Source organism: Bradyrhizobium sp. 190 (genome assembly GCF_023073415.1).
Classification (GTDB): Bacteria; Pseudomonadota; Alphaproteobacteria; order Rhizobiales; family Xanthobacteraceae; genus Bradyrhizobium.
In genome coordinates, this window is record NZ_JADPJL010000032.1 from 64,608 (window position 1) to 90,918 (window position 26,311).

The 26,311-nt window shown below is 63.3% G+C and carries 24 protein-coding genes; 13 read left to right on the forward strand and 11 right to left on the reverse strand.

Annotated features, from left to right (window positions below; all coding sequences use genetic code 11):
* Nucleotide 1: 1 nt before the first annotated feature.
* A complete protein-coding gene (locus IVB22_RS19685) occupies nucleotides 2-493 on the forward strand; it encodes a cupin domain-containing protein (RefSeq protein ID WP_247518938.1) in 492 nt (163 codons plus the stop codon).
* A gap of 121 nt (nucleotides 494-614) precedes the next feature.
* Complete coding sequence (locus IVB22_RS19690) at nucleotides 615-1,841, forward strand: MFS transporter (RefSeq protein ID WP_247518939.1); 1,227 nt, start codon at nucleotides 615-617, stop codon at nucleotides 1,839-1,841.
* Here IVB22_RS19690 and IVB22_RS19695 read toward each other — a convergent pair.
* From IVB22_RS19695 to IVB22_RS19710, 4 genes are all read right to left on the reverse strand, one after another.
* The gene (locus IVB22_RS19695; RefSeq protein WP_247518940.1) at nucleotides 1,813-3,042 is read right to left on the reverse strand and encodes an MFS transporter; all 1,230 of its coding nucleotides are present in this window, start codon (nucleotides 3,040-3,042) and stop codon (nucleotides 1,813-1,815) included. The genes IVB22_RS19690 and IVB22_RS19695 overlap by 29 nt on opposite strands.
* 232 nt (nucleotides 3,043-3,274) lie before the next feature.
* Nucleotides 3,275-3,760: a PRC-barrel domain-containing protein gene (locus IVB22_RS19700; protein WP_247518941.1), complete on the reverse strand. Its 486-nt coding sequence runs from the start codon at nucleotides 3,758-3,760 to the stop codon at nucleotides 3,275-3,277.
* 41 nt (nucleotides 3,761-3,801) lie between these two features.
* On the reverse strand, nucleotides 3,802-6,000 hold the full coding sequence (locus IVB22_RS19705; protein ID WP_247518942.1) for an amylo-alpha-1,6-glucosidase: 2,199 nt from the start codon (nucleotides 5,998-6,000) through the stop codon (nucleotides 3,802-3,804).
* Nucleotides 6,001-6,066: 66 nt separating this feature from the next.
* Nucleotides 6,067-7,830, reverse strand: a complete 1,764-nt coding sequence (locus IVB22_RS19710) for an ABC transporter ATP-binding protein (protein ID WP_247518943.1) — start codon at nucleotides 7,828-7,830, stop codon at nucleotides 6,067-6,069.
* A 303-nt stretch (nucleotides 7,831-8,133) separates the two neighbouring features.
* On the opposite strand from IVB22_RS19710, the gene IVB22_RS19715 reads away from it, so the two are divergent.
* On the forward strand, nucleotides 8,134-9,204 hold the full coding sequence (locus IVB22_RS19715; RefSeq protein WP_247518944.1) for a glycosyltransferase family 4 protein: 1,071 nt from the start codon (nucleotides 8,134-8,136) through the stop codon (nucleotides 9,202-9,204).
* Nucleotides 9,205-9,337: 133 nt separating this feature from the next.
* Here IVB22_RS19715 and IVB22_RS19720 read toward each other — a convergent pair whose 3' ends face one another.
* From IVB22_RS19720 to IVB22_RS19730, 3 genes are read right to left on the reverse strand one after another with little or no spacing between them, the layout of a single operon-like run.
* Entirely contained in the window at nucleotides 9,338-11,284 is a 1,947-nt protein-coding gene (locus IVB22_RS19720; protein WP_247518945.1) for an alkyl/aryl-sulfatase, read from the reverse strand.
* A 42-nt stretch (nucleotides 11,285-11,326) separates the two neighbouring features.
* Nucleotides 11,327-13,147, reverse strand: coding sequence for an NAD(P)/FAD-dependent oxidoreductase (locus IVB22_RS19725; RefSeq protein WP_247518946.1), 1,821 nt, complete (start codon nucleotides 13,145-13,147; stop codon nucleotides 11,327-11,329).
* A gap of 49 nt (nucleotides 13,148-13,196) precedes the next feature.
* Nucleotides 13,197-14,438 (reverse strand): acyl-CoA dehydrogenase family protein, encoded by a 1,242-nt coding sequence (locus IVB22_RS19730; protein WP_247518947.1) that lies wholly within the window; start codon nucleotides 14,436-14,438, stop codon nucleotides 13,197-13,199.
* 103 nt (nucleotides 14,439-14,541) lie between these two features.
* Here IVB22_RS19730 and IVB22_RS19735 point away from each other — a divergent pair, with 103 nt between their 5' ends.
* Both IVB22_RS19735 and IVB22_RS19740 read left to right on the forward strand, forming a co-directional pair.
* Nucleotides 14,542-15,357 (forward strand): IclR family transcriptional regulator, encoded by an 816-nt coding sequence (locus IVB22_RS19735; RefSeq protein WP_247518948.1) that lies wholly within the window; start codon nucleotides 14,542-14,544, stop codon nucleotides 15,355-15,357.
* A 62-nt stretch (nucleotides 15,358-15,419) separates the two neighbouring features.
* Nucleotides 15,420-16,406, forward strand: a complete 987-nt coding sequence (locus IVB22_RS19740) for a tripartite tricarboxylate transporter substrate binding protein (protein WP_247518949.1) — start codon at nucleotides 15,420-15,422, stop codon at nucleotides 16,404-16,406.
* A gap of 27 nt (nucleotides 16,407-16,433) precedes the next feature.
* Here IVB22_RS19740 and IVB22_RS19745 read toward each other — a convergent pair whose 3' ends face one another.
* On the reverse strand, nucleotides 16,434-16,862 hold the full coding sequence (locus IVB22_RS19745) for a DUF1772 domain-containing protein (protein WP_247518950.1): 429 nt from the start codon (nucleotides 16,860-16,862) through the stop codon (nucleotides 16,434-16,436).
* A gap of 64 nt (nucleotides 16,863-16,926) precedes the next feature.
* Here IVB22_RS19745 and IVB22_RS19750 point away from each other — a divergent pair, with 64 nt between their 5' ends.
* Nucleotides 16,927-17,409, forward strand: a complete 483-nt coding sequence (locus IVB22_RS19750) for a helix-turn-helix domain-containing protein (RefSeq protein WP_247518951.1) — start codon at nucleotides 16,927-16,929, stop codon at nucleotides 17,407-17,409.
* A gap of 39 nt (nucleotides 17,410-17,448) precedes the next feature.
* Nucleotides 17,449-17,751, forward strand: a complete 303-nt coding sequence (locus IVB22_RS19755) for a hypothetical protein (RefSeq protein WP_247518952.1) — start codon at nucleotides 17,449-17,451, stop codon at nucleotides 17,749-17,751.
* A 54-nt stretch (nucleotides 17,752-17,805) separates the two neighbouring features.
* On the opposite strand, the gene IVB22_RS19760 is transcribed toward IVB22_RS19755, so the two are convergent.
* The gene (locus IVB22_RS19760; protein ID WP_247518953.1) at nucleotides 17,806-18,810 is read right to left on the reverse strand and encodes an ABC transporter substrate-binding protein; all 1,005 of its coding nucleotides are present in this window, start codon (nucleotides 18,808-18,810) and stop codon (nucleotides 17,806-17,808) included.
* A gap of 99 nt (nucleotides 18,811-18,909) precedes the next feature.
* Here IVB22_RS19760 and IVB22_RS19765 point away from each other — a divergent pair, with 99 nt between their 5' ends.
* From IVB22_RS19765 to IVB22_RS19790, 6 genes are all read left to right on the forward strand, one after another.
* A complete protein-coding gene (locus IVB22_RS19765) occupies nucleotides 18,910-19,557 on the forward strand; it encodes a TetR/AcrR family transcriptional regulator (RefSeq protein ID WP_247518954.1) in 648 nt (215 codons plus the stop codon).
* 89 nt (nucleotides 19,558-19,646) lie between these two features.
* Nucleotides 19,647-20,417, forward strand: a complete 771-nt coding sequence (locus IVB22_RS19770) for an ABC transporter permease (protein ID WP_247518955.1) — start codon at nucleotides 19,647-19,649, stop codon at nucleotides 20,415-20,417.
* A gap of 13 nt (nucleotides 20,418-20,430) precedes the next feature.
* Nucleotides 20,431-21,468: an NAD(P)-dependent oxidoreductase gene (locus IVB22_RS19775; RefSeq protein WP_247518956.1), complete on the forward strand. Its 1,038-nt coding sequence runs from the start codon at nucleotides 20,431-20,433 to the stop codon at nucleotides 21,466-21,468.
* The gene (locus IVB22_RS19780; protein ID WP_247518957.1) at nucleotides 21,455-22,279 is read left to right on the forward strand and encodes a GNAT family N-acetyltransferase; all 825 of its coding nucleotides are present in this window, start codon (nucleotides 21,455-21,457) and stop codon (nucleotides 22,277-22,279) included. The genes IVB22_RS19775 and IVB22_RS19780 overlap by 14 nt, the downstream gene beginning before the upstream one ends.
* A gap of 11 nt (nucleotides 22,280-22,290) precedes the next feature.
* The gene (locus IVB22_RS19785) at nucleotides 22,291-23,346 is read left to right on the forward strand and encodes a dihydrodipicolinate synthase family protein (protein WP_247518958.1); all 1,056 of its coding nucleotides are present in this window, start codon (nucleotides 22,291-22,293) and stop codon (nucleotides 23,344-23,346) included.
* Nucleotides 23,334-24,122 (forward strand): ABC transporter ATP-binding protein, encoded by a 789-nt coding sequence (locus IVB22_RS19790; protein ID WP_247518959.1) that lies wholly within the window; start codon nucleotides 23,334-23,336, stop codon nucleotides 24,120-24,122. The genes IVB22_RS19785 and IVB22_RS19790 overlap by 13 nt, the downstream gene beginning before the upstream one ends.
* Nucleotides 24,123-24,127: 5 nt before the next feature.
* Here the strand turns inward: IVB22_RS19790 and IVB22_RS19795 are convergent, their stop codons facing one another.
* Both IVB22_RS19795 and IVB22_RS19800 read right to left on the reverse strand, forming a co-directional pair.
* Nucleotides 24,128-25,231, reverse strand: coding sequence for an ABC transporter ATP-binding protein (locus IVB22_RS19795; RefSeq protein ID WP_247518960.1), 1,104 nt, complete (start codon nucleotides 25,229-25,231; stop codon nucleotides 24,128-24,130).
* Between the two features lie 25 nt (nucleotides 25,232-25,256).
* A complete protein-coding gene (locus IVB22_RS19800) occupies nucleotides 25,257-26,288 on the reverse strand; it encodes an ABC transporter substrate-binding protein (RefSeq protein WP_247518961.1) in 1,032 nt (343 codons plus the stop codon).
* Nucleotides 26,289-26,311: the final 23 nt, after the last annotated feature.

Consider the following 26,311-nt stretch of genomic DNA (forward strand, 5'->3'; position numbering starts at 1 on the left):
CATGTCCAAATCCAACGTCACGTCACGTACGATCCGGCTAGGCCTTGCGCTTGCCGCAATCATCGCAGGCTCGCTTGCGGTGACCTCCGGCGCCATTGCGGGCGAATGCCCCGCTGGCAAAATGCAGCCGAACGTCCGCCCGATGGTCGATCACAAGCCGGTCGGCGTCACCGACGTCACACTTGGCTCGATCAACCTCGAGAAACAGCCGGCCAATATCAGGAATCGCGAACTGCGCTTCCGCAAGCTGACGATCGAGCCCGGCGGCATCGTGCCTTGGCACAGCCATGACGACCGCCCCGCGCTGATCTTCGTCCAGCAGGGCGAGATCGTCGAATATGCCAGCAACTGCGCCGACCCGATCGTGCACAAGGCCGGCGAGATCAGGCCGGAAGTCGCCGGCACCTCGCACTGGTGGAAGAACCTCGGCAAGGAGACCGTCATTCTCTATGTCGGCGACGTCCGCAAGGATCCGCACGACCACAACATGTAAGGAGTTGTAACGAGCGCCACCCGACGTCTCGTTACCGGATGTGACGGTCTGGGATCCCCGTGTCGCCCCACACGCCCAGGCGTCACATCCTTCTTTCTCAGGAACAGCATTGAGAAGCGCCATGACCGGCATCTCCGCGCAAATGAAATCGGAAGCGATGGAAATGCACGGTCACTCACCCGGCGTGGTGCTGCGATCCCTCGTCATCGGCCTCACGGCGTTCCTGACGGTGGTCGATCTGTTCGCCACGCAGGCGATCCTTCCCTCACTGACCCGGCATTACAACGTAACCCCCGCCGCGATGGGCTTTGCGGTCAACGCGAGCACCATGGGCATGGCGGTCGCGGGACTCGTGGTCGGTTTCCTGAGCCCGCACATCGACCGCCGGTTCGGCATTCTCCTGAGCCTGATCCTGGTCGCGATCCCCACCACGCTGCTGGCGAGCGCCCCCGATCTAACCGTGTTCACGATCCTGCGCATTGCGCAGGGCCTTTGCATGGCCTCCGCCTTTGCGTTGACGCTCGCCTATCTCGGCGAGCAATGCAATCAGATGGATGCAGGTGGCGCGTTCGCCGCCTATATCACCGGCAACGTCGCAAGCAATCTGATCGGACGGCTGGTGTCGGCCGCAATGGTCGATACGCTCGGGCTGGCCTCGAACTTCTATTTCTTTGCTCTGCTCAATCTCGCCGGCGCCGTGCTGGTGTACTTCACCATCCACCGCGTCAAGCCGATGCATGCGATGCCCGCGGCACGATTGCCGTTCGCGGCAACGATCGGGCATTGGCGCAACCCAGCGCTCCGCTCGGCCTTCGTCATCGGCTTCTGCATCCTGTTTGCCTTCATCGGCACCTTCACCTTCGTCAATTTCGTGCTGGTACGCGCGCCGCTGTCACTCGGACGGATGGATCTCGGCTTGGTTTATTTCGTCTTCGCGCCCTCGGTGGTCACGACGCTGTTCGCGGGCAAGGCGGTGGCGCGCTTCGGCACGCGGCCGGCGATCTGGGGCGCGCTCGCGGTCGCCGCGTTGGGCCTGCCGCTGATGCTGTCTTCGCATCTATTGGCGGTGTTGGCGGGAATGGTGCTGGTCGGCATCGGCACATTCTTCGCACAGGCCTGCGCAACCGGCTTTGTCGGGCAGGCCGCCAGCGACAACCGCGGCATTGCCAGCGGGACCTACCTCGCCTGCTATTTTCTCGGTGGCCTGGTCGGCAGCGCCGTGCTCGGCCAGTTGTTTGACCGCTTCGGATGGACCGCCTGCGTCGCCGGCGTCGGCGCGTCGCTGGCCATCGCGGCGCTACTGACCGCGCGCCTCACGCTTACTCGGTCCGGCGGGTTTCCGGCATGAACAGCCAGATTACCGTCAAGCCGAGCGCTGCGATCCCGGCCAACCCGATGAAGGCCGTACTGCTCCCGAAGGTGTCGCTGATATAGCCCGCCAGCACCGTGCTCAATGACGCGCCGATGCCCGTCGCGGTTCCGACGACGCCTTGCGCGAGATTGAAGTGGCCGCTTCCGAAGGCGACATCGGCCACGATCAGCGGGATCATCACGCTAAGCACCGCCGCGGTGATGCCGTCGAACACCTGCACCGCGACCAGAAGATAGGGATCGCTCACCACCGAAAACAGCAGGCCGCGGATCGCCAGCGCGCCGAACGCCAGCAGCAGCAGGGGCCGCCTGCCCCATATCTGCGCCTTGCGGCCGACCGACGGCGAGGTCAACGCCACGATGGCTTGCGGCACGATAATGCAGGCCGCAATCAGCACCGGCGCCCACTGGCTCGATCGCGTGGTGACGACGCCGGCCATCAGCGGCAACATGGCGGCGTTCGCGAGCTGAAACAGCAGCACGCCACCGGCAAAGATCAGCAGCGGACGCTGGCGCAGCAGATGCAATACGCTGGTGGCCTCTTTATCGGGAACCTCACGCACCACGGCGCCGTGGGATTGCGCCACGTCGATTTCCTGCCCGCGAATCCGGGAGAGCGCCAGCAACGTCGGAATTACCAGAAGGAAGGTAACGATAAACACCGCCTGGTTCGACACCAGGTAACCGGTCGCGCCCATCAGCGCCGCCGCCGAGCCGTTGCCGAGCGATGCGAAGCGGGCGTTGCGCCCAAGCCGCTCCCCGATCGCGTACGGCCCGACCAGACCGAGACTGATCGCCGCAATCGCCGGACCCAGCACGCAGCTCGCCAGCGCATGCAGTGTCGCCGCGGCAGTCACCACCGGAAAAATCGGCCATAACGCATAGGCCAGCGCGGCACAGCCGATGGTGGCGACCGCCAGGCCCGCCATCAGCCGCTCGGAACGCGCGTAGTCGACGATGGCGCCGCCCGGCATCTGCCCGAGCAGGCCGATGATGCCGCCGATCGACAGCACGAAGCCGATCTCGACCTGCGTCCATTTCTGCGTGGTCAGATAGACCGCAATGAACGGACCGAAGCCGGTCTGGACGTCGGCGAGAAAGAAGATGAACCAGTCGAGGCCGCGCTGGCTTTCACGCGACGGTTTTGGCCTGCCGCCGGGCGCAGGCGGCAGCGGCACAACATGGCCCCCCTCGGCGGATCGCCCATGGCGATCGTCGTCAATCCGCTCAATCGATTGGGACGGGCGCGCGACCAGGCTGCTCACCTCCTCATTTGAGCATGATCTCCGGGCAAACGCTTCACGTTTGTCCCGAGGAAAACCGGTATCCACTTTTCCGGATCATGCACTCGGTTCTAGATTTGACGCGTTTTCTTGACGCGAACCGGTCTCCACTTCGCTCGAAAACGCTTTAATGATCGAAATCCCACGGCTGCAGGCGGCCGGCCGCACCGAGAACGATGACCGGCGCGTCCTCCTTGTATTCGGGCGCCGCCGCGACCTGCGCCTTGGTCAGCTCGAGCGTGATGCTGTCACGCTTGTTGGCAACTCCGCCGAAACGCAGCGCGCCCCAGTCGACGACGATCTTCCGGCTGCCGACGCCGAGAAAGCCGCCGAAATCGATCACCGCGGCGCGCACGTTGCCCTCGCGATCCACGATCGCGTCGACGACGCGACCCATATTTTCGTTCGCCGCGCTGCGAACTTCGCGGCCGAGAATGCCGTGGGCATCCTTGGCGCCAATGACCGTGACCGACGGCGGCGGCGGAGGCTCCTTTGCGGAATCTTGCGGCGCGGTGCGGCCGCCCTGCGGCGCGCCGGTGTCCTCCGCCGCATAAGCCGCCGGGATGCCGGCTAACCCGGTGATCAGAAACAGGATGAGAATACCGATGCGCATGTGGCCTCCTGACCTCCAGATGCATGAGCCGCGCATGGCTCCTAATGCGTCAATACGATCGACACCTGAATCTGACCGCGCGTTCGCACGACCTCGAGCGATACTTCATCGCCGTGACGGCGAATCCTCAAATCGACGCTGGAAGGCCCGAGCCGCAGATCGCGCAACAGCACCTCGTTGAGGAATTCCGGCAGGCGCGGATCGCGAAGACGGATCTCACCGTGCGCGGCATCGAACTCGAGACCGAGCGCCGCTTCCAGCAGGGTGAAAGGCGTCGCGCTGGCCCAGGCCTGTGGCGCACAGGCGACGGGATAGAGCACCGGTCCGCGCCGCCTTTCGCGACGGAATCCGCAGAACAATTCCGGCAGCCGCCGCAGGTCCATGTAGCTCGCGGCGTCGAACAGGCCCTTGAACAGATGCGCCACCGAATGCTTGAGGCCGTAGCGCGCAAAGCCGAGCGCGATCAGCGCATTGTCATGCGGCCAGATTGATCCATCGTGATAAGACATCGGGTTGTAACGGGCTTCGCCGCGCGCGACGGTGCGGATGCCCCATCCCGAAAAGAATTTGTGGCTCATCAGATCGGCCGCGACCCGTCGCGCACGATCGGTCCGGACGATTCCGGTAAAGAGAAGCTGGCCGGCATTCGACGTTCGCACCTTGCACGACCGCTTGGCGCCGTCGAGTGCCACGGCGTAGGTGCCGAGTTCCTCGCACCAGAACGCCTCTTCGAAGCGCTCGGCAAGGAGCAGCGCCGCGGATTCGAGCGCCGCCGCCCGATCGATCAATCCCAGGCGCCGGGCACAGCGCGCCGCCAGCCGCTTGCCGGCAAAGACATATCCCTGAACCTCCGCCAGCGCGATATAGCCTTCGGCGAGTTGCCCATCGGCATGGAAGATCGCGTCGAAGGAATCCTTCCAGCCCTGGTTGGCAAGCCCCTGTTCGGTGGCGCGCTGGTACTCGACGAATCCGTCCTTGTCGGGATCGCCGGGGCCGTCGATCCATTGCAACGCCGCCTCGATGGCCGGCCACAGCTCGGCCAGCGTTTCTTCGTCGCCGGTGCGTTCGACATAAAGGCCGGCCAGCAGTACGAACAGCGAGGTGGAATCGACGCTGCCGTAATACTGCGCGAACGGCACCTCGCGCAGCGCGGCCATCTCGCCGCCGCGCATCTCGTGCAGGATCTTGCCGGGCTCTGCGTCGGCGAGCGGATCTGTGGTCTTGGCCTGGAAGAAAGCGAGCCGCCGCAGCACGCCCTGGGCAATGCGCGGATCGATCCACAGCATCTGCAGCGCAGTGATCAATCCGTCGCGGCCGAACGTGGTCGAATACCAGGGAATGCCCGCATAAGGGTATCGCCCCTGCGGCGTTTCGGTCATCAGCATGTTGAGGTCGGCCATCGCCTGGCACAGCACCTCGTTGAAGATATCGTTCGACGTCTCGATGCTGGCCGCGCCGCTCGTTAAACGCCGCATCTCGCGACGGTGCGCCAACAGGCCGCGGAAGAACGGCACCGGCTTTTGCATGATCGGCTTGTTGCAGGATACCGCAACGAACAATGCGGTCGATTCCTTCGGCTCCAGCTCGAAATGAAAGGTCGCCGAGTGAGTGGCGAGCCGTGTCGGCCGCGGCTCGAAATGCAGGGCGGTAATGCGGACCTGGCCGTCGAGCCCGCTATATTCCAACACGACATCGGCGGGGCCGAGCAACCGGCTGGAGCCTACTCCCCGGCGCGGCCGGCGCTCGCCGCGCACCTCGAACAGATCGGCGAAATCATTGTCGAACAATAACGTGAGATCGAAGCTTGCCGGCAGGTCGCCGTGATTTTGCAGGGCGATGCGCTGATAGGCCGTGCCGCGCCACAGGAAAATCGAGCGTACGATGTGCAGCGTGTCCTTCTGCAGCATCAGCCTGCCGTTGCGGTAAACGTCGGAATTGGTGAGGTCGACGGTCAGCGCCGAATTGTCGTCGCGCAGATTGGAGCCGAGCAACAGCGGCTGGACCTCGTCGAGCACCATCTCCAGCCGGGCGAGATAGCGTGTATCGGCGTTGAACAGGCCGTCAGGCCCGCCGGCAGAGGCGCCGATATCGCCGTGGCTGTCCAGGACGATGAAGGTGTCGTCGTGCTTGAGCGAGCGGCGCTGCCGCGTCGCTGGGCCCGTCATCGGGATGTAGAACGGCGATTCCGCGACGTGTTCGGCAGCCTCGATGGCGATCAGTTGAGTGACTTCGGCTGTCATCTGGACCTCAAGCGATTTCCTTGCGTGGTGATGGACGCATCGGGACGCAAACGCTACTGCCGCAGATCAGGCCGCATGGCTCGCGAGACGGCCCATTTCGCGCGCGACCAGTTCGCGGTAAGGACCCCTTCCCTGCACGAGAATATCCGGCGGTCCATCCTCGATGATCCTTCCGCCCTGCAGTACCACGACGCGGTCGAAATTGCGCAAGGTCGCGAGACGATGGGCGATGGCAATCACGGTCCGTCCGCGCATCAGCCGCGACAGCGACTCGCGGATCGCCTCTTCGGATTCACTGTCGAGCGAGGCGGTCGCCTCATCCAGCAACAGGATCGGCGCGTCCTTCAGGAAGGCACGCGCGATAGCGATCCGCTGCCGCTGCCCGCCGGAGACCTTGATACCGCGATCGCCGACCATGGTCGACATCCCCTCGGGAAGATTCTCGATGAAGTCGCAACGCGCCGCGATCGCCGCGCGCAGCACCTCGTCGTCGGTCGCGTTCGGCCGCCCATAGCGGATGTTTTCCATGATCGAGCGGTGGAACAGCGAGATGTCCTGCGGCACCACCGAGATCGCCTCACGCAGGCTTTGCTGCGTCACCCGCGAAATGTCCTGGCCGTCGATCGTGATGCTGCCACGCTGGATATCGTAGAACCGCTGCAACAGCGCGAACAGGCTGGATTTTCCGCCGCCGGAATGACCGACTAGGCCGACCCGTTGTCCTGGCTGAATGCGCAAGGCGAACTTTTCGAACACCTGAGCACCGCCGGGATAGTGGAACGCGACGTTATTGAAGGCGACGGCAGCGCCGCTGCGGATCAGCGGCTCGGCCTCGGGATGATCCTTCAGCTCATGCGGCAGCAACAGGGTCGCGATCGCTTCGGTCAGGCGGGCGACGTGCTGGGTCACGTCGACCAGCGCCACCGCGAGGTCGCGCGTCGCGCTCAGAATCGAAAGCCCGAGCGTGCAGACCAGCACGACGTCGCCGGTAGTCGCCCCGCCCTGCTGCCAGAGCGTGATAGCCCACGCCAGCAGCGCGATCGTCAGCAGGATTGTCACGACGGCGTGAAGCAGCCGCAGCTTCTCGAGATAGCGCAGGCTGCGTCCACGGGCGTCGAGTTCCCGCTCGACGGTGGCGTCGAAGCGGTCATGTTCGTAGCTGAGGCCGCAGAATGCGCGGACCAGCGGCAGGTTGCTGATGACGTCGACCATCTCGCCGTCCACCGCAGCCGCCTTGTCGGCAAAATCGTCATGCAGTGGCTTGCCGGCCGCCGCGAGGCGGAACATCGCCATCAGCATGATACCCGCGATGACGATCAACCCCGCGGACATCGCCAGGCTGACGGTTCCGATCAGCAGTATCGCCGAAATGGTCGCGATGCACGGCGGCAACACGTTCCAGACAAACATGTTTTCAACGGTGAACACCGCGTTGGAAGTCGCGGTGATACGGCTGGTCAGCATGCCTGGCAGCCGATCGGAGAAATAGCTGGGGGCGTGACCGGTCAGATGGCGGAACATGTCGCGGCGGAGATCGCCGGTGACGCCGACGAAAGTAAAGCTCGCCGTCCAGCTTGCGACCCGCCACAGCAGATTATCTGCCGCAATCAGCGACATGAGAAAAGCGAATGCCAGCCATACGCTGCTCGCGTGCGACGAACCGGCCGTCAGGCTGTCGACCAGATGTTTCACGCCGTACTGCGTGCCCACTGAGCAGGCAACCGCTGCAGCGACGGCAGACACGATGACCACATGGGCCGTGCGACGCCGGCGCAGATAGCGCAGCACAAATGAAAACGGCCGTCGCACATACCCTGAAAGATTGTCCATGAGTTCCGCAAACCTGTTGAGAGTGAACGAGAATCCCTAACGCGTGTCGCACACGACGACGTGAAGAATGCCGCTTCGGGTTTCCGCGCGCGTGGCCATCACTGCGCAACAATTCTGCAGCATCGAGACGGACGTAAATCTGTTGGTGTCAGATGGCATCAGCAAGACAGCCGTGTGGAAGAAGCAAGATGTGCTGACTAAAGGAACTTCACAGATGCGGGAACGTTCCCGCTATTGGCACGCCGGTGTCGATCGTGGGCTGAGGGCTTTGTTCAACCACCATTCCAAAAAGGAGACGCAAATATGCGCATCGCGCAGGTCGCCCCGCTGACGGAGGCTGTCCCCCCCAAATTGTACGGCGGCACCGAGCGGGTGGTGCACTGGCTGACCGAGGAACTTGTGGCATTGGGGCACGACGTCACGCTGTTTGCCAGCGGCGATTCACGCACCTCAGCGAAACTCGACGCAATGTGGCCGAAAGCGCTGCGTCTCGACGGCTCAGTGCGGGATCCCAATGCACTGCATATGGTGATGCTGGAGCGCGTGCGGCAGAAATGCGACGATGAAGAGTTCGATTTTCTGCACTTTCATCTCGACTATTATCCATTCTCGCTGTTCTACCGGCAGCCGACGCCGTTCCTGACCACCCTGCATGGCAGGCTCGACCTTCCGGAGCATCAGCCGGCGTTCACCACCTTCTCCAAGGTTCCGGTGATCTCGATCTCCAACGCGCAGCGCCGGCCGGTGCCGCAGGCCAACTGGGTGCGCACCATTTACCACGGACTGCCGGAGAATTTGCTGACGCCGCAGCCGGTGCAACCGTCCTATCTTGCGGTGCTCGGGCGGATCGCGCCGGAAAAGGGCGTGGATCGCGCCATCCGCATCGCCACAAGATGTGGCATTCCGCTCAAGATCGCGGCCAAGGTCGACCGCGCCGACCAGGACTATTACGACGAGTTGATCTCCCCGCTCATCAAGGCCAATCCGCTGGTCGAATATATCGGCGAGATCTCAGACCGCGAGAAATCCGATTTCCTCAGCGGCGCGATCGGTCTCCTGGTACCGATCGACTGGCCGGAGCCGTTCGGCCTCGTGATGATCGAAGCCATGGCCTGCGGCACGCCCGTGATTGCCTATAACCGCGGATCGGTGCCGGAGATCATCGACCCCGGTCTCACCGGCTTCGTCGTGGAGGACGAGACCAGCGCGGTCGCCGTGGTCGACCGTCTCGGCGGACTGGACCGCGCCGCCATCCGCAAGCAATTCGAGGTCCGCTTCACCGCGCGGCGCATGGCGCTGGATTATCTCGCCGCCTATCGCGGCCTGATGGAGGAAGCCGAGCCGCGGATCAAGCTGGTGAGCAGCGCGGAGTAGCAGTCCGCGACATTGCGACGGAAATCGTAGGGTGGGCAAAGCGCAGCGTGCCCACCATCTCCAGGCAAGATGCCGATGGTGGTGGGCACGGCGCAAGTGCGCCTTTGCCCACCCTACTCGTTCTACACTTCACTCAACTCACCGCCGTCCGTTTCGGCTCGACGATCTCGAACATTCGCGGAAACTCGTCCATCAACGTCATCAACTCGCCAAGCCGCATCGGATCACCGCTGACCTTGATCTTGCCGGAGGCGACCGCTTCCGGAAATGTCGTCAGCTTGGCGATCACTTCGTCGAGCACGCCGCGCGGAAGCGTGAAGCTGGCGTCGGCATCGGACGCTTGCGCGCCCGCGGCATAAGTCAGCGCGCAATTTTCCAGATTGAGGGTGAACGTCTCATCGGTATCGGTGAAATTCCAGTTCAGCACGATGCGCTTGCCTTCGGCCCTGGGGCCGTTGAGGCGCACGCCGAGCACGTCCCACAGCTGTTCGGTGCGCAACGCGGCGAGCGTTTCGCGCGGCATCGTCGAGCGTGGCGGCACCTTGGGCATGCCCTGTCGCAATTCCTGCGCGCCGAACAGATAGGCGTTGCGCCAGGTCGAACTCTCCGAGGCATAGCCGAGTTGCTCGAAGGTGTCGGCCAGCATCGCACGCGCCGCCTGGTTGTCCGGCTCGGCGAATACCAGATGGCTCACCGCCTGCGCGACGAAGCGGAATTCCCCCTTGGCAAAATCCTTCGCCGCGCGCGCGAGGATCGCATCCGCGCCACCCATATACTCGACATACTTCCTGCCTGATTCCACCGGCGGCAGCGGATCGAGATTGACGGGATTGGCGTCGTACCAGCCGAGATACTTTTGGTAGATCGCCTTCACGTTATGCCGGATGTGCCCGTAATAGCCCCGGCCGTGCCAGGCCCCCTCGAGGCTCGCCGGCAAGCGGATAGCTTCCGCGATTTCGGCCGCGGTGAGCCCGTGGTTCATCAACCGGATGGTCTGGTCATGCGCGAATTTGTAGAGATCGCGCTGCTGGCGGATCATGGTGTCGATCCGCTCATGGCCCCACACCGGCCAATGATGCTGGCCGCACATCGCGTCCGCCTTACCGCCCCACATCTGCAGCGCTTCGCCGAGATACTTTGACCACGCCAGCGCGTCGCGCACGTCGGCGCCGCGGAACGGCAGCAGATTATGGAAATTGTGCGTGCAGTTCTCCGCGAGGTTCAAAAGCTTGTAGCGCGGGATGAAGAAATGCATTTCCGCCGGCGCTTCGCTGTTCGGCGCCATCTGGAACTCGAATTCCACGCCGTCGATGGTTCGCTTGTCACCAGTCGCGATGATGAGGTCCGTCGGACGCAGCAGCGCGACCGCACCCGCCGCCATGGTCTTGCCGAGCCCGCAATCGACCTGCCCGCGTACGCCCTTCGCCAGCAGCGGCCCGAACTGATACATCGCGCGGCGCAACATCGCCGGACCCGCGATGATGTTTTCGGAGACCGCGTGCTCCATGAACAGATTGGGCGCGATGATCGGCACCTTGCCGCCGGCGAGCGTTGCGTCATCGAGCACACCGCGCGCGCCGCCCCAATGGTCGGTATGGGTATGGGTGAAGATGACGGCGCTGACCTGCCGCTTGCCCCGGTGCTGGAAGTAAAGCTCCATCGCGGCCCGCGCGCCCTCGATCGAGGTCAGCGTATCCACCACGATCACGCCGCTGTCACCCTCGATCAGCGTCATGTTGGCGATGTCGAGCCCCCGCGCCTGGTAGACACCGGGCACTACCTCGAACAGGCCGTGGTGCATGTTGAGCCGCGACTGCCGCCACAGGCTGGGGTCGACCGTCGGCGGCGCTTGTTCCGCGGAGAGAAAGCCGTAGGGCTCCAGGCTCCAGACCACCCTGCCCTGTGGCGACGTGATTTTGGCGTTCTCCACCGTGCCGAGAAAGCCCCGCGCCGCGTCGTCGAAATCTCTGACGTCGGAGAACGGCAGCGCCTTCAGCGTCGCCGCGTGCTGCGCGATGACGGAGGCGGAAGCCTCCTTCGGGGATTCCTTGGACATTTCCGTCGTGGCTGGTTGGCTCATTGTTGTGTACTCCCTTGCGCAAACAAAAATCGAAAAACGACGTCAGCGAAACTGCAGCCCCTCGAACTGGCCGCTGTTGCGCCACCCGTCGATATATTTGAAATAGGCCAACGGGCCTGCGGGATGCCCGACATTGAGCTTGGCCGCCGGACCCGGCTCGCGCCCTTCATTGTTGTAGTAGCCAGGCGTGCAGTCGGGCGAGCCGATCATGCGGCCGGCGCCGGTCAGCAGCAGTTCGACCCAGCGGTCCTCGGCTTCCCGGGTGACTTCGATCTCCTTGAAATCGTTCGCCTGCGCATGCCGGATCATCAACGCAATCGTCTTCGCAGCCTCGGTCAGATTATGCGGGACGTTTGAGATGAGGTTGGCGCCCTGCGTCGGCTGCACGAAGAATGCGTTCGGAAAGCCATGGACGTGGATGCCGTGCTTGGTGCGCATGCCCTCGGCCCAATGGTCCGATAGCTTGATGCCGCCACGGCCGGTCAGATCGAAGCCGGCGCGCCGCTTGTATTCGGTGCCGACCTCGAATCCCGAGGCGTGGATGATGCAGTCGAGCTTGTATTCTGTCCCTGCGACGACGACGCCGTTCTCGGTGATGCGCTCGACGCCCTTGCCGTCGGTATCGACCAGATGCGTGCCTGGCGTGTTGAAGGCTTGCAGATAGGAGTCGTGGAAGCACGGCCGCTTGCAGAGCTGGCGGTACCAGGCTTTCAGCTTCGCGGCCGTTTCGCGGTCGCTGACAACAGCATCGACCCGCGACCGGATTTCCTCCATCTTCTCGAAATCGGAATCCTCGAACGCCGCCAGCATGTTTGGTGGGGTGCGCTGTTCACGCGGCAGGTCCATGATCCTGGCGCGAATTCGCCGCGACAGATCGGTCCAGCCGTCCTGCACCAGATCTTCTTCCGCGGAGCCGCCGGCCTGGTTCGCGGTAAAATTCTCCAGCCAGCGCTGTTGCCAGCCTGACGTCGCGATCCCTGCAAACCATTCTGGATCGATCGGCGCGTTGGCTCTGATGTCGACGGAGGATGGCGTGCGCTGGAAGACGTAGAGCTCCTTGCAGGCGCGCGCGAGATGCGGCACGCACTGGACGGAAGTGGCGCCGGTGCCGATGATGCCGACGCGCTTGTCGGCCAGTTTTTCCATCGGTCCACCCTTGGGGTCGCCGCCGGTGTAATCGTAATCCCAACGGCTGGTGTGGAACGAGTGTCCCTTGAAGGATTCGATGCCGTCGATGCCGGGAAGTTTTGGCACGTGCAGCGGCCCGGTACCCATGCCGACGAACTGGGCGGTGAAGGCATCGCCGCGATTGGTGCGGATATTCCAGCGCGATTTTGCCTCGTCCCAATCGAGGCTCACGACCTCGGTGTGGAATAGCGCGTGTTCGTAGAGGCCATATTGCTTGCCGATGCGCTGGCAGTGCGCGAGGATTTCCGGCGCATGCGCATACTTCTCCGACGGCATGTGGCCGGTTTCTTCGAGCAGCGGCATGTAGACCATCGATGCGGTATCGCATTGCGCGCCCGGATACCTGTTCCAGTACCAGGTGCCGCCGAAGTCGCCGCCCTTCTCGATGATGCGGACATCCCCGATGCCGGCTTCGGATAAGCGCGCCGCGGTGGCGAGCCCGGCAAAGCCGCCGCCGATGAAGGCGAAGCTGACGTGGTCGGTCTTCACCTCACGCGAGGTGACGGGCGTATAGGGATCGTCGAGATAATGCGCGAGCTGTCCTGCGACGCGCAGATACTGGTCATTGCCATCAGGGCGTAGCCGCTTGTTGCGCTCCTCGACATATTTCTGGCGCAGCCACTCCTTGTCGATCGCGGCGTCCTGCGAGGCAAGGGGTTGATCAGTGATCGTCATCCGAAGACGCCTTTCAAGAAATTACGAAACGTTCCTGTCTTACCACCGCTCAGGACGGATGTGCGGACAGGTAGGGCGAGTTTGCAATCGACCAGGACGGCATCGACTCCATGCGAAAGATCTGCCGCAGATGCACTTCATCGGGGCCGTCGCCAATGCGCAGCAGGCGCCCCCAGGCCAGCGCCTGATGGATCGGCGTATCGTCAGAGCCGCCCATCGCGCCGAACACCTGCATGGCGCGGTCGGCGATCCGCTGCAGCATCGCGGGCACCGCCACCTTGATCAGCGAGACGTCGCGCCACGCGTCCTGGTGACCGGTCTGATCGAGCCGCCACGCGCAGCGATAGGCCAACAGCCGCGCCTGTTCGAGTTCGACGCGGGATTCGGCGATCCAGCGCTGCACGGTATCATACTGGATCACGGTACGCCCGAAGGCGGAGCGCTCCGATGAACGCACCATCATCAGTTCGATCAGCAGTTCACACAGCCCGATCGAGCGCATGCAATGATGGATGCGCGCGGGGCCCAAGCGAATCTGCGCGACCTTAAAACCTTCGCCTTCGGCACCGAGCAGGTTCGCGCGGGGGACACGAACGTTATCGAACGTGAGTTCGCCGATCGGGGCGACGTGATCCTCACATCCCATCCACCGCAGCCGTCGCACCAGACGGACGCCTGATGTATCCATCGGCACGATGATGCAGGAATGGCGGCTGGTTCGGTCGGCATCGGAATCGGTCACGCCCATCACGATCAGGAAGCTGCATTTCGGATGCGCCGCGCCGGTGATGAACCATTTGCGTCCGTTGATGATGTAGTCGTCGCCGTCGCGGACCATCCGCGTGGCGACATTGGTGGCATCGGATGAAGCCACGTCCGGTTCGGTCATGCCGAAGGCCGAACGGGTTTTGGCTTCCAACAGCGGCTGCAGCCAGCGCACCTTCTGTTCAGAAGTGGCGCAGTTCTGCAGCGCGATCATGTTGGGCACGTCGGGCGCCTGGCAGTTGAAGACCTCAGGCGCCCAGAACAGCCGGCCCATGATTTCCGCCAGCGGCGCATATTCGAGATTGGAAAGCCGGGTGCCGGGCTCGTCGTCGGACAGTTCGGGAAGACCGAGGTTCCACAGCCCTGCTGCCCGCGCCTTGCGTTGAAGATCGCCCATGAAGGGCACGGCCTCGCCCTCGTCGACGTGCGCAAGCCAGGCGCGGTGGCGCGGCAGCACCTCCTGATCGAAGAACGCCTGCAGCTTCTCCAGCCATGTTTCCGATCGACCGGAAAGATCGAAATCCATGTCGCCCTCCCGCTTTTGAGCGAAACCTAACCGTATATCGACACGATTTGCAAATTCATTCCGATATATTGACAGAGTTCGTGATTTTGACCAATCTTTGACCATGGCAGCCCTCTCCACCGTTGATCCCTCCACCCGGCACCGAATGCCGGAGGACCAGGCAGATCCCTCCTTCGCGACCACGCTGGCGCATGGGCTCGACGTGCTGGCCGCGTTCCGGAACCGCAGCGGCTCGCTGTCGAACGCCGACCTTGCGCTGCATACCGGCCTGTCGCGACCGACGGTGTCGCGGCTGACCTACACGTTGGCGCAACTCGGCTATCTCAAGCGCGATGCCAAAGGACGCTTCCAGCTCGGGCTCGGGATTCTGGCCGCCGCCTATCCCGTGCTGTCGGCGCTGAAGGTGCGGCAACTGGCGCGGCCCCTGATGCGCGATTTCGCCGCCTACACCGGCGGCACGGTTTCCATCGCGATGCCGTTCGGCCTCGACTTCATCTATGTCGAGACGCTGCGCACCACCGACGCCGTGACGCATTTGCCGGATGTCGGGTTTGCCAGCTCGCTGGCGCCGACCGCGGTTGGCCGCGCGCTGCTGTCGCTGTTCACCAAGGAAGATCTCGACGCCTATGTGGCGAACGTGAAGGCCGAGCGTCCGGAAGAAGCCGACTATGTGCAGGCGCGGACGCTGCCGGATGTCGAGCTTTGCAAGGAGCGCGGCTTTGCGATCTCGCTCGGCGAATGGCGGCGCGAAATCTTCGGCGTCGCCGCGCCGCTGTACCGTACGCCCTCGGGCGACTGCCTTTCCGTCAATTGCGGCATTCCCTCGTTTCGTTTCAACGCCGAACAGATTGAGCGTGAGTGCGCGCCGCGCATGCTGGGCCTGGCGCGCAGCATCCGCTCGCTGGTGGCCAACGACTGAATACCCCCGCTAGAGGGGCAAGCGCATCGCTCGAACGATGCGTAAAATATGGGGAGGGAAGAATGAGCCGGATCAAAACCGTGCTGGGCTTCGCTGTGGGTTCTGCTTTGGGCGCGGCCATGCTGCTCGCCAATGCCGCACAGGCGCAGAGCAATTACCCGAACCGCCCGATCCGCATCATCGTGCCCTACCCCGCCGGCGGCATCGTCGACATCGTCGCCCGCGCTGTGACCGAACAGGTCGGCCGCGACTGGAAACAGACCGTCGTCATCGAAGCAAGGCCGGGCGGCAACAGCAATATCGGCACGGCCTCGGTGGCGCGTAGCGAACCTGATGGTTACACCTGGCTCGTCACCGGCCCGGCCGCGCTGGTCAACCCGACGCTTTACAAGGACGCCGGCTGGGACGCGCTGAAAGACCTCAAATGCGTCGGCCTCGCCGTCTGGAATCAAAGCGTGGCGCTGGTCCATCCATCGATGCCGGCCAGCACCATCAAGGAATTCGTCGAGATTGCGCGCAAGAAGCCGGGCGAACTCAATTTCGGCAATCCCGGCACTGGTTCCTCCATCGACCTGAGCGCGCAGAAACTGTTTCAGGCCGCGAACATCAAGCTCACCAATGTCGGCTACAAGGGCCAGCCGCAGGCCCTGATCGACCTGATGACGAACCTGATGCATTTCGAGATCGTGTCGCTCGAACTGGCATTGCCGCACATCAAGGCGGGCAGCGTGAAGCCGCTGGCCGTCATGACGGACAAGCGCGTCGCCGACCTGCCTGATGTGCCGACGATTGCGGAAGCGGGATTTCCGGAAGCCACCTATGTACCGTGGTACGGCATTTATGTTCAGGCGGGAACGCCCGATGCCATCGTTGGCAAGATCAACGACGGCATCAACAAGGCGCTGCAGAATCCGGAGGTGCAGCGTCAGCTCGCGGTCGCCAACATCCCGGGCAAGCCAATGCCGCTTGCCGATCTGGCCACGCTGATGAAGGCGGACCACGAGAAACTGACGAAGGTGATCGCGACCTCGGGCATGGCGCTGCAGTGACGCGGGTTGAAGGCATCGTCCCTGTCGCTAGTTGAGTGCCCACAGGTAGGCCAGCGTCGCCGCGATCCCGAGCGCCGTTCTGACAGCGTGCAGGCCTCCCCACTTCACGATCAGCGCGCGTGATTGCGCCCCGGCGTCTTCTTCGGCAATCGCTCTCAACGCGCGGTTGGTCGGCATGATGCCAACGAGCGTATAGGGCCAGTTTGCAAGAATGAGCACAGCGCCGACAATCCAGCGCCAATCCTGCGTCAGCCAGGCGGCGATCAGACCGAGCACGCCTGAAATGACCGCGCCACTCGCCTGCATCTGAAGGCCACGGTCGTAGCTTGGCTTCCACTGTTTCAAGAGGGCTCGGTCATCGAGACCGAGACGCGCCGGCTGCTCGGCGAAATTGACGTAGAACGCAGCCCCGGCGAACGCGGCGGCGACAATCGTCGCAAGCTGTCCTGCAAACATGAGTCACTCCACATTGCATATTTCATATTGACAATATATTGTCATCTTGACTACTATTTGTCAAATGACAGCCAAACGACACACGCCTGGCGGCGACGCCCTGACTGGCCTGGTCCTTGCGGTGTTCCGGCTCAACGGGCGCCTGCTCACGGCTGGCGACCGGCTTGTCGCCGATCTAGGGCTCACCAGCGCGCGCTGGCAGGTGCTGGGTGCCATCGCTTTGGCGCCGAGCCCGCAACCGGTGGCGTGGCTGGCGCGGAACATGGGACTCAATCGCCAAGGCGTTCAGCGCATCGTCAACGAGATACGGCAAGATGGCCTCGTTGAGCTGCGCCCCAACCCGCACCATCGCCGCGCGCATCTCGTTGCGCTGACGAAACGGGGAGAAGATGCCTTTGGTTCCGCGAGCCGGTTGCAAGCGCCATGGGCGAACGCCCTGGCCAGGGGAATCAGCGCCGAGGAATTCGCGAAGACGCGCCGCCTTCTCGCAACGTTGTGCGAACGGCTCGATCAGGAATTGGCCAAGAGCCGCGGCGACGACGATTGATCCATCAATGAAATACTATGCGAGTACCTGCACGAACAAATGCACTGGTACACGGAGCGGCTGGGCTGTGCGGGACCGGAGTCCTCTCTGATAGGCGAACTAAAGCGCCGCTATCCAGCGGCGCCAGTGGGTTTCCCAGAAGGGGCAAACGACGAGTACTCCACCTACCTGCACCTGCTCGTGAACTGGCTGGAGATCGAGGCAGCCTCCCAGTTCCTGACGCATGAGCGCGCGGAAGAGACTGCCCGCAGGAAGCACTACTACCGCTGGATCTATCGTACCGTGCTTGACGATTGGTCCGAGCTCGAAGAGCTCTTCGCGAGCGCAATATCGTGCCAATAGTACCGGCTTAGCGTTTGCGCGATCGCTCGATGACGACGGCTTGGATGCCTAGCCCTACTTCTTGACCTTGCTGGCATCCATCTTGATCGACGTATCGAGCATCTTGACCGAGAACGCGGTATTCACGTCGAACGGCTTTTCCATGCCGAGATAGGTCTGCACCAGCTCGTAGTCCTTTTTCATGCGTTCGGCGTCGATCCAGCCCAATGCCTTGGTCGTTGTAAATTCGTCCGTCATCAGGAACTTGATGCGCTCCCATTGGCGCTGCTGGTTTTCCTTGTCGAGGCCGGAGGCCGCATCGAGCAGCGCCTTGAGGCAGGGCGCGACGTCGGCGACGCAGGCGGCGTAGGCCTTCTGGCTGATCTTGACGAACTCCTCGACCAGCTTCGGATTCTTCGCCAGATACGCGCCGTTGACGATCAGCGAGTTGCCGTAAGGATTGAGCCCGATATCCTTCCAGTTGACGTAGCCGAGATCGGTGCCGAACTCGATCACCTTGAGATCGTGCTCATTATAGAAGTCGCTGATGATATCGACGGTGTGGCTCTTCAGCGCCGCGATCTTGGCGGTCGGGCCGACATTGACGAAGCTCACCGAGTCGGGCGCGATACCGGCGGCCTTGGCAAAGGCCGGCCACATCACCCGCGAGGCGTCGCCCGGCGGATTGCCGATCTTGTGGTTCGGAAAATCCTTCGGCCCGTTCACGCCATAGCTCTTCAGCCAGTAGAAGGTCTGCCCGGTGTTGGCGTAGATGCTCATCAGCGCCACCACGTCGGCGCCCTTGCTCTTGGCCACCAGCATGGTTGCGAGATCTGCGATGCCGAACGGCGAGCCGCCGGAGCCGACCTTCAGCGAGGAGACGCCGGACCCCTTGCCGACCTCGATCGTCAGGTCGATGCCGGCCTTCTCGTACCAGCCTTGCGCCTTGGCGTAATAGAACGGCGAATGATCCGCCGTCGGCGTCCAGTTCAGGATCAGGTTGACGGCTTCGGCGGCTCCGCAGGGCGCAGCCGGTAGAGCCAGCGCAAGCGCCAATCCCGCAATTCTGAAAACCTTCATTGCACCCTCCTCGTTCTGCAACCCGATCTTGTCGCCGCGTTCCTGTGACGCTACCAATGCAACAAGGGACCAGACGACTTGTCAACTATTTGGTTGGAAATGCCCAAAAAACGCATCGACGATACCAAGCCGCAGCGGCGCGATCCGGCCGCCACCCGCAGGAAACTGCTGACGGCGGCGCGGCGGGAATTCGCCAGCAGCGGCCTTGCCGGGGCCCGGGTCGACGAGATCGCCGCGCGCGCGGGCGTCAATAAGCAACTCGTCTATCACTACTTCGGCGACAAGGACGCGCTGTATCTGGCGGTGCTCGAATGGGTCTACGAGGAGATCCGCGCCCAGGAGCGCAAGCTCAATCTCGAGGGATTGCCGCCCGAACAGGCGATCAAGAAGCTGATCGAGAGTTCCTTCGACCACCTCGCCGCGCATCCCGACTTCATCGTGCTGCTGAACGACGAGAACCGTGGCGGCGCCCGGCACGTGCGCGGCTCGCGCAAACTCGAGGCGATGCATTCGCCACTGGTCAGCCTGGTCTCGACCATTCTCGGCGAGGGCGTCAAGGCAGGCATATTCCGCAAAGGTATCAACCCCGTACACCTCTATATCTCGATTGCCGGGCTCAGTTACTTCTACTTTTCGAATACGCCGACCCTGTCGGCGATCTTCGGCAAGGACCTGGCGAGCCGGGCCGCCCGGCAGGCCCGCCGCAGGCACGTGGTCGATCTGGTGATGCATTCGCTGCGACCCTAATCAACCAGATGGTTGATTACCGGGAGAGGCCGCGATAAGATTGCCGCCACGCGGCCGGGAACCGGCCGCGCGTCTAAAGGGAGCGCACGGTGTTCAGCGGTGACGGCGGATCGGCACGGTCTTTCGCGATCATCCTGATCGTGCATCTGGCCGTGATCGTGCTGTGGCAGGTATTGGTCGACGCCTTCCAGGTGCCGAAATTCATCCTGCCCTCGCCGCTTGCGACCATCGCGACGCTCGGCACGCCCGGCTATGCGTGGCTTTCCAATCTCGCGGTGACGGCTGTCGAAATTCTCGGCGGGTTCTGCCTTGGTGCGCTGGTCGGCATCATGCTGGCGGTGATGTTCACCTGGTCGCCGCTGATAAGCCTGTTGCTGCTGCCGCTGTTCGTGACGCTGAACATGATTCCAAAGGTGGCGCTGGGTCCGCTGTTCATCGTCTGGTTCTCCTACGGCATCTTTCCGAACATCCTGATCGCGTTTTCGATCTGCTTCTTTCCGATCCTGCTGACGACCGCACGCGGGTTGAGCGAGGTCGAGCCTGATTTGCTGGACCTGGTAAAATCGCTGCGCGGCTCGCGCTGGACGCTGTTCCGGAAAATCCAGTTGCCGGGGGCGCTGCCTTACGTGTTTTCCGGGATGAAGGTCGGCGCGATCCTGGCGGTGGCGGGCGCGATCGTCGGCGAGTTCATCGCCTCCGAACGCGGGCTCGGCTACCTCATGATTCAGGTGCAGTCCTCGCTCGATACGCCGGCGATGGTCATGGCTGTCGTGCTTCTGACGCTGCTGGGCGTGGCGTTGTACGGGCTCGTGCTCGGCCTGGAGCGGATGTTCGTCGTCCGCGACATCCGGTTGCAGTAACAAGGGAAGAAACATGCTGCTGACCCGCGACACGCTGCCCGCAACGATTGCCGATATCGCAGCCCTCGACGACTTGCTGTGCCGCCCGAGCCAGGCGCTGATCGACGATCTTCGCAAGGTCGACGGCGATATCATGATTTTGGGTGTTGCCGGCAAGATGGGGCCAACCCTGGCCGGCCTTGCGAAAGCCGCTGTGCCGGATCGCAGGGTCATCGGCGTCGCGCGCTTCAGCGATGCCGGCGTCCAAGACTGGCTTCAGGCCCGCGGTGTCGAGACCATCAGTTGCGATCTGCTCGACGGAGCTGCCATCAGCGCGCTGCCGAAGATTGCGAATATCGTCTTCATGGCCGGGCGCAAGTTCGGCGCCGAGGGCGACCTCTCGCTGACCTGGGCGATGAACTCGCACGTCCCTGCGCTCGTGGCGCAGGCTTTTGCCAGCTCGCGCATCGTCGCGTTCTCGACCGGCTGCGTCTATCCGTTCGTGCCCGTCAACGGCAAGGGCTCGGCTGAGGACATGCCACCCAACCCGCCCGGCGAATACGCGCAATCCTGCGTCGGGCGCGAACGCATGTTCGAGTATTTTTCGAAGAAGTATTCGACGCCCGGACGATTATTCCGGCTCAACTACGCGATCGACATGCGATACGGCGTGCTGCACGACATCGCCAGCAAGGTTCTGCAGGGCAAGCCGATCGACGTCAGCCTCGGCCACGTCAATTTTATCTGGCAGGGCGACGCTTCCGCACAGGCGCTGCGGTGTCTGGCGCATTGCGATACGCCGACCTCACCGATCAATGTCAGCGGCCACGAGATTCTCGCCGTGCGCGATCTCGCCGCGAAATTCGGCCAGCGTTTTGGCCGCGCACCCGTGATCACCGGCAAGGAAGAGCCGACGGCGTGGCTGACCGATACGTCGCAGGCGGTGAAACTGGTCGGCCTGCCGGTCGTCGATACCGAGCAGCTCATCAGTTGGACCGCCGACTGGGTGTCGCGATCGATGCCGAGCCTCGGCAAGCCCACCAAATATGAGGTGCGCGATGGCCGCTATTGAGCCGATCGACATCGTCGAGCTCGGCGTTGACGACGCGCGGGCCGGGCTGACGCTGTCGGCCGAAGCAGGCTGGAACCAGAACGAGGCCGACTGGCGATTTTTCCTGAGCAAGGGAGCCGTGTTCGGCTTGCGTGAGGGCGACCGGTTGGTCGCAAGCGCAGCACTGCTGCCCTACTCCGCGGGCAACGCCTGGATCAGCATGGTACTGGTGACCGCGGACTTTCGCCGCCGCGGTATTGCGACCAAGCTCGTCGATGCCTGCCTCGATTTGGCGAAGCGACGCGGCCTGACGACCTGGCTGGACGCGACACCGGCCGGCGCCACCGTATACGGTCCGCTCGGCTTCGTGCCGACGCTGCAGTTGCGACGGCTGCGGCTGCAGAAGCCGCAAGCCGCCACGGCCACACGGCCACTATCGGCCGGCAACCTCGACGGCTTGGCCGCACGCGATGGCAGCGCCATGGGATTCGACCGCAGCACATTGCTGTCGGAATTTTCCGCGCGCCCGGGCTCTCGCATCGTGTCTGATGATCGGGCCGTGGCCCTCGTCCGCAATGGACGCACCGCGCGTCATATCGGTCCGCTGCTGGCCGATCGCGCCAATCAGGCGCTCGCGCTGGTGGATGCCATCGTCCACTCCGAGACTGGGCCCTGGCTGATCGACGCCGTCCATTCCCAGGAACAGTTTCTGAACGGGCTTGTTCAGTCAGGCTGGAACATCGAGCGGCCGTTTCAGCGCATGCGCTTTGGCCGCCTCACCGCGCCGCCTGCGCAACTGCCGTTCGCCGTCGCCGGCCCGGAATTTGGATAGGAAGCGCCGTCATGCACCATAGCGAAATCGAAGCCGACATTCGCAAGCTGATCGCCGAGGGCACGGTACTCCCGGCGCATCCGCTCGCGCTCGACGCCAACCGCGCGCTCGATATCAGGCATCAACGCGCGCTAACGCGCTATTATCTCGATGCCGGCGCCGGCGGATTGGCGGTTGGTGTCCACACCACGCAATTCGCGATCCGCGACGTCGGCCTGTACCGGCCGGTGCTGGAGCTGGCGGCGGAGACCGCGGCTTCATGGACCAAGCGACCGGTAGCGATGGTCGCGGGGCTCGCGGGTCCGACCCAGCAAGCCATCGAGGAGGCGCAAACGGCACACGACATCGGCTACCACGCCGGCCTGCTCAGCCTTGCCGCGATGAAATCGGCATCCGAAGACGAGATCATCGCGCATTGCGAGGCGGTGGCGCGGGAAATTCCGCTGGTCGGCTTCTACCTGCAGCCGGCCGTCGGCGGCGTCATCCTCAGCGCCGATTTCTGGCGCCGCTTCGCTTCCATCGACAACGTCATCGCCATCAAGATCGCGCCGTTCAACCGCTATCGGACACTCGACGTCCTGCGCGGGGTGGCGGCGGCCGGCGCACTCGACCGCGTCGCGCTCTATACCGGCAATGACGATCACATCCTGCTCGATCTCATGTTGCCGTTCGACCTGCGCGACAACGGCGTCACCACCCGCGCCTACTTCAAAGGTGGCCTGCTCGGGCACTGGTCGGTATGGACCGCGAGTGCAATGAAGCAGTTCGAGCGGTGCAAGGCCGCGCGCGGCAAGGACAGCGTGCCGGCCGATCTCCTGGCGCTCGACGCGCGCGTCACCGATTGCAACAGCGCGTTCTTCGATGTCGCCAATAATTTTCACGGCTGCATCGCCGGTTGCCATGAAATCCTGCGTCGGCAGGGGTTGATGCAGGGGCTGTGGTGCCTCGATCACGCCGAAGGGCTCAGCCCCGGGCAGATGGCCGAGATCGACCGCGTCTGCCGGGAACATGCCGATCTCTCCGACGACGCCTTCGTGAAGGCGAACTTGCAGAAATGGCTGGCATGAGCGCCGACGAACCCTTCATCAGCCTGCGAAACGTCCGCAAGGTCTACCGGTCCAAGGGCGCGGAATTCCTCGCCGTCTCCGACGTCACCATGGATGTGCAGGAAGGCGAGCTGGTTTCGTTGGTCGGCCCCTCCGGCTGCGGCAAGACCACGGTGCTGAAGATCCTGGCCGGGCTGCATGACGCCGATGGCGGCACCATCAAAATCGGCAATGCGAAAACGCCGTTCGATCCCGCCCGCGATATCGGCATGGTGTTCCAGCAAGCTCTGCTGCTGAAATGGCGAACGATTCTCGATAACGTGCTGCTGCCGGCCGAAATCGTCGGCCTGCCGATGAAAGCAGCGCGCTCGCGCGCGCGCGATCTGCTCAACTTGGTCGGGCTCGCCGGTTATGAAGACAAATATCCGCAACAATTGTCCGGCGGCATGCAGCAGCGCACCGCGATTGCGCGCGCGTTCATCCACGATCCAAAACTGATCCTGATGGATGAGCCGTTCGGCGCGCTCGATGCGCTCACCCGCGAACAGATGAATCTCGAAATGCTGCGGATCTGGCGCGAGAGCGGCAAGACCATCCTGTTCGTGACGCACAGCATCCAGGAAGCGGTGTTCCTCGCGTCGCACTGCGCCGTGCTCACCGCAGGCCCGGCGCGGATGGCGGAATATTTCCCGATCGAGCTGCCATTCCCGCGCGACTTGCCGATCAAGACCACGGACGAATTCGGCGCCTATGCACGGAGGATTTATGCGAGCCTGGGATTGAGCCCAAGCGCCTGAGCCCACTACTCATACGCCATGGGCCCGGTATCGCGATAGGCCCAGCAACTCTCCTTCGGCAGTGAAACCTTGGTCTCGACACCCACCTGATGACGGGCGGCCGTGCCGAGTTCGACCACCTCCAGTCGCCGGCCGAACAGTTCGATGCCGTAGGCCGTCTGCGTGCCCTGATAGCGGCGGTCGAGGACGCGGGCGGGAAAGATGTTGGCGCCGTTATGCTGGCCGATGGTGATGTTTTCCGGTCGCAGCGCGACGCGCACCTTTTCGTCCGGACCGAGCGGGTGCAGCAAGGCCACCTCGCCCCTTCGTCCCTCGCCAAAATCGACCGTGCCGAATTGGCCGTTGCGCGACACCAGCGTACCCGCGAGCTCGTTGGTCGCGCCGGTGAAATTGGCGACGAAGAGATCCGCCGGACGGTTATAGATCGCGTCCGGCGTATCCATCTGCAACAGCTTGCCGTCGCGCATCACGCCGATGCGGTCGCCCAGCACCACCGCTTCGGCCTGGTCATGGGTGACATACAGCGCCGTCATCCCGGTCTGCTTGAGGATCACGCGAAGATCGTCGCGCAACCGAAGGCGCAGCTTGGCATCGAGGTTCGACAAGGGCTCGTCGAGCAGCAGCAATTGCGGCCGATACACGATGCTGCGCGCCAGCGCCACGCGCTGCATCTGACCGCCTGATAATGCGACCACCGGCCTTTCGGCATATTCCGACAGGCCGACCAGTTCGAGCGCCTCGTCGACCTTGCGGCGGGCGTCGGCGCGCGAAAGCTTTCGGTGCTTGAGTGGATAGACCACGTTCTGCCGCACCGTCATATGCGGCCACACCGCATAGGACTGAAACACCATGCCGAGATCGCGCAACCGCGGCGGCACCAGAATCCCGCGCTCGGGCGACGAGACCACCCTGCCGGCGATGCTGATCTCGCCCGAGGTCGGATGCTCCAGTCCGGCAACGCAGCGCAGCGTCGTGGTCTTGCCGCAGCCGGAGGGGCCGAGCAGGACCACGATCTCGCCGGCCGGCACGCCAAAACTGACGCCGTCGATCGCCGGCCGGCCGATCGCAAACTGCTTGCGCAGGTCGGTGACTTCGAGGGTTGCCGTCATCGGTTCGATGGTTTCCCTGTGACGATCATTGCGCGTAGCCGTAGGTCTTGTTCCAGTCGGCTACCCAGGCCGCGTGGAGCTTCACATACTCGTCGAACTTGGGAAACCACACCTTGACGACTTTGGGATCAAAGCCTTCCGGATAGGCCGGCGGCACCTTCAGTGATGTAAGGTTGCCGAGCTCCTTGATCATGAAGGTCTGCCCCTCTTTCGACAGGCACCAGTTCAAAAACAGTTTTGCAGCGTTGGGATGCGCAGCGGTCTTTGGAATGCCCGTCGCATAAGGATTGACCGGTGCACCTTCCGGCGGGAAGAAGATCTGGATCGGCGCACCGTCCTTCTGCTTCGGATAGATCGCGTTATAGAGCAAAGGCCCCATGGCGATTTCGCCGCGTACCAGCGAATCCGACATCGGCGCGCCTGAGGGATAAAGGACCGGACGGGTCGCTGCCTGCTTGGCCCAATAATCCTCGCCGAGCACCTGGCGTTCGAACATCACCCGCGTCCACGTGGTGCCGCCCGACGGCGCGATGACCTGCCCGGTCAATTTGTTGTATTCGGGCTTGGTAAGGTCCATCCAGGTTTTAGGCGGGTTCTTTACCAGCTCGGTGTTGTAGGCGATCGACCATACCAGCGTGACACGCGGCCAGAGCTGCGGTGCGATCTGCGCTTCGGGATTGTAGTCGGCGGCATTCGGCGGCGCGTAATCCTGGAACATGTCCGCCAGGGGCTGCATCAGCGCGCGGTCGGAATGATCGACCACGTCGGCGATCAGCTTTCCGGCGGCGGCTTCCGTCTTCACGCGGGTGATGAGCTGACCGCCCGGCGCGCGCACCATCTCGACCTTGATTTCGGGGAACCGCTTGTTGAACGCCTTGATGACCTGCTGTTCGACCTCGGCGAAGTTCGCGGTGTAGTACACCAGCTTGCCCTCGGCCTTCGCCGCCGCAATCAGTTCGGGCGAACCGAATTCCTGCGCCCGCGCCGCTCCGCTCCATGCCAATGCAAAAGCGGTGATGCCGGCGATTGCAATGTTGGTGAAGATTCTTCCAGTCATAGCCAATCCTCCCGTTCGTCTTT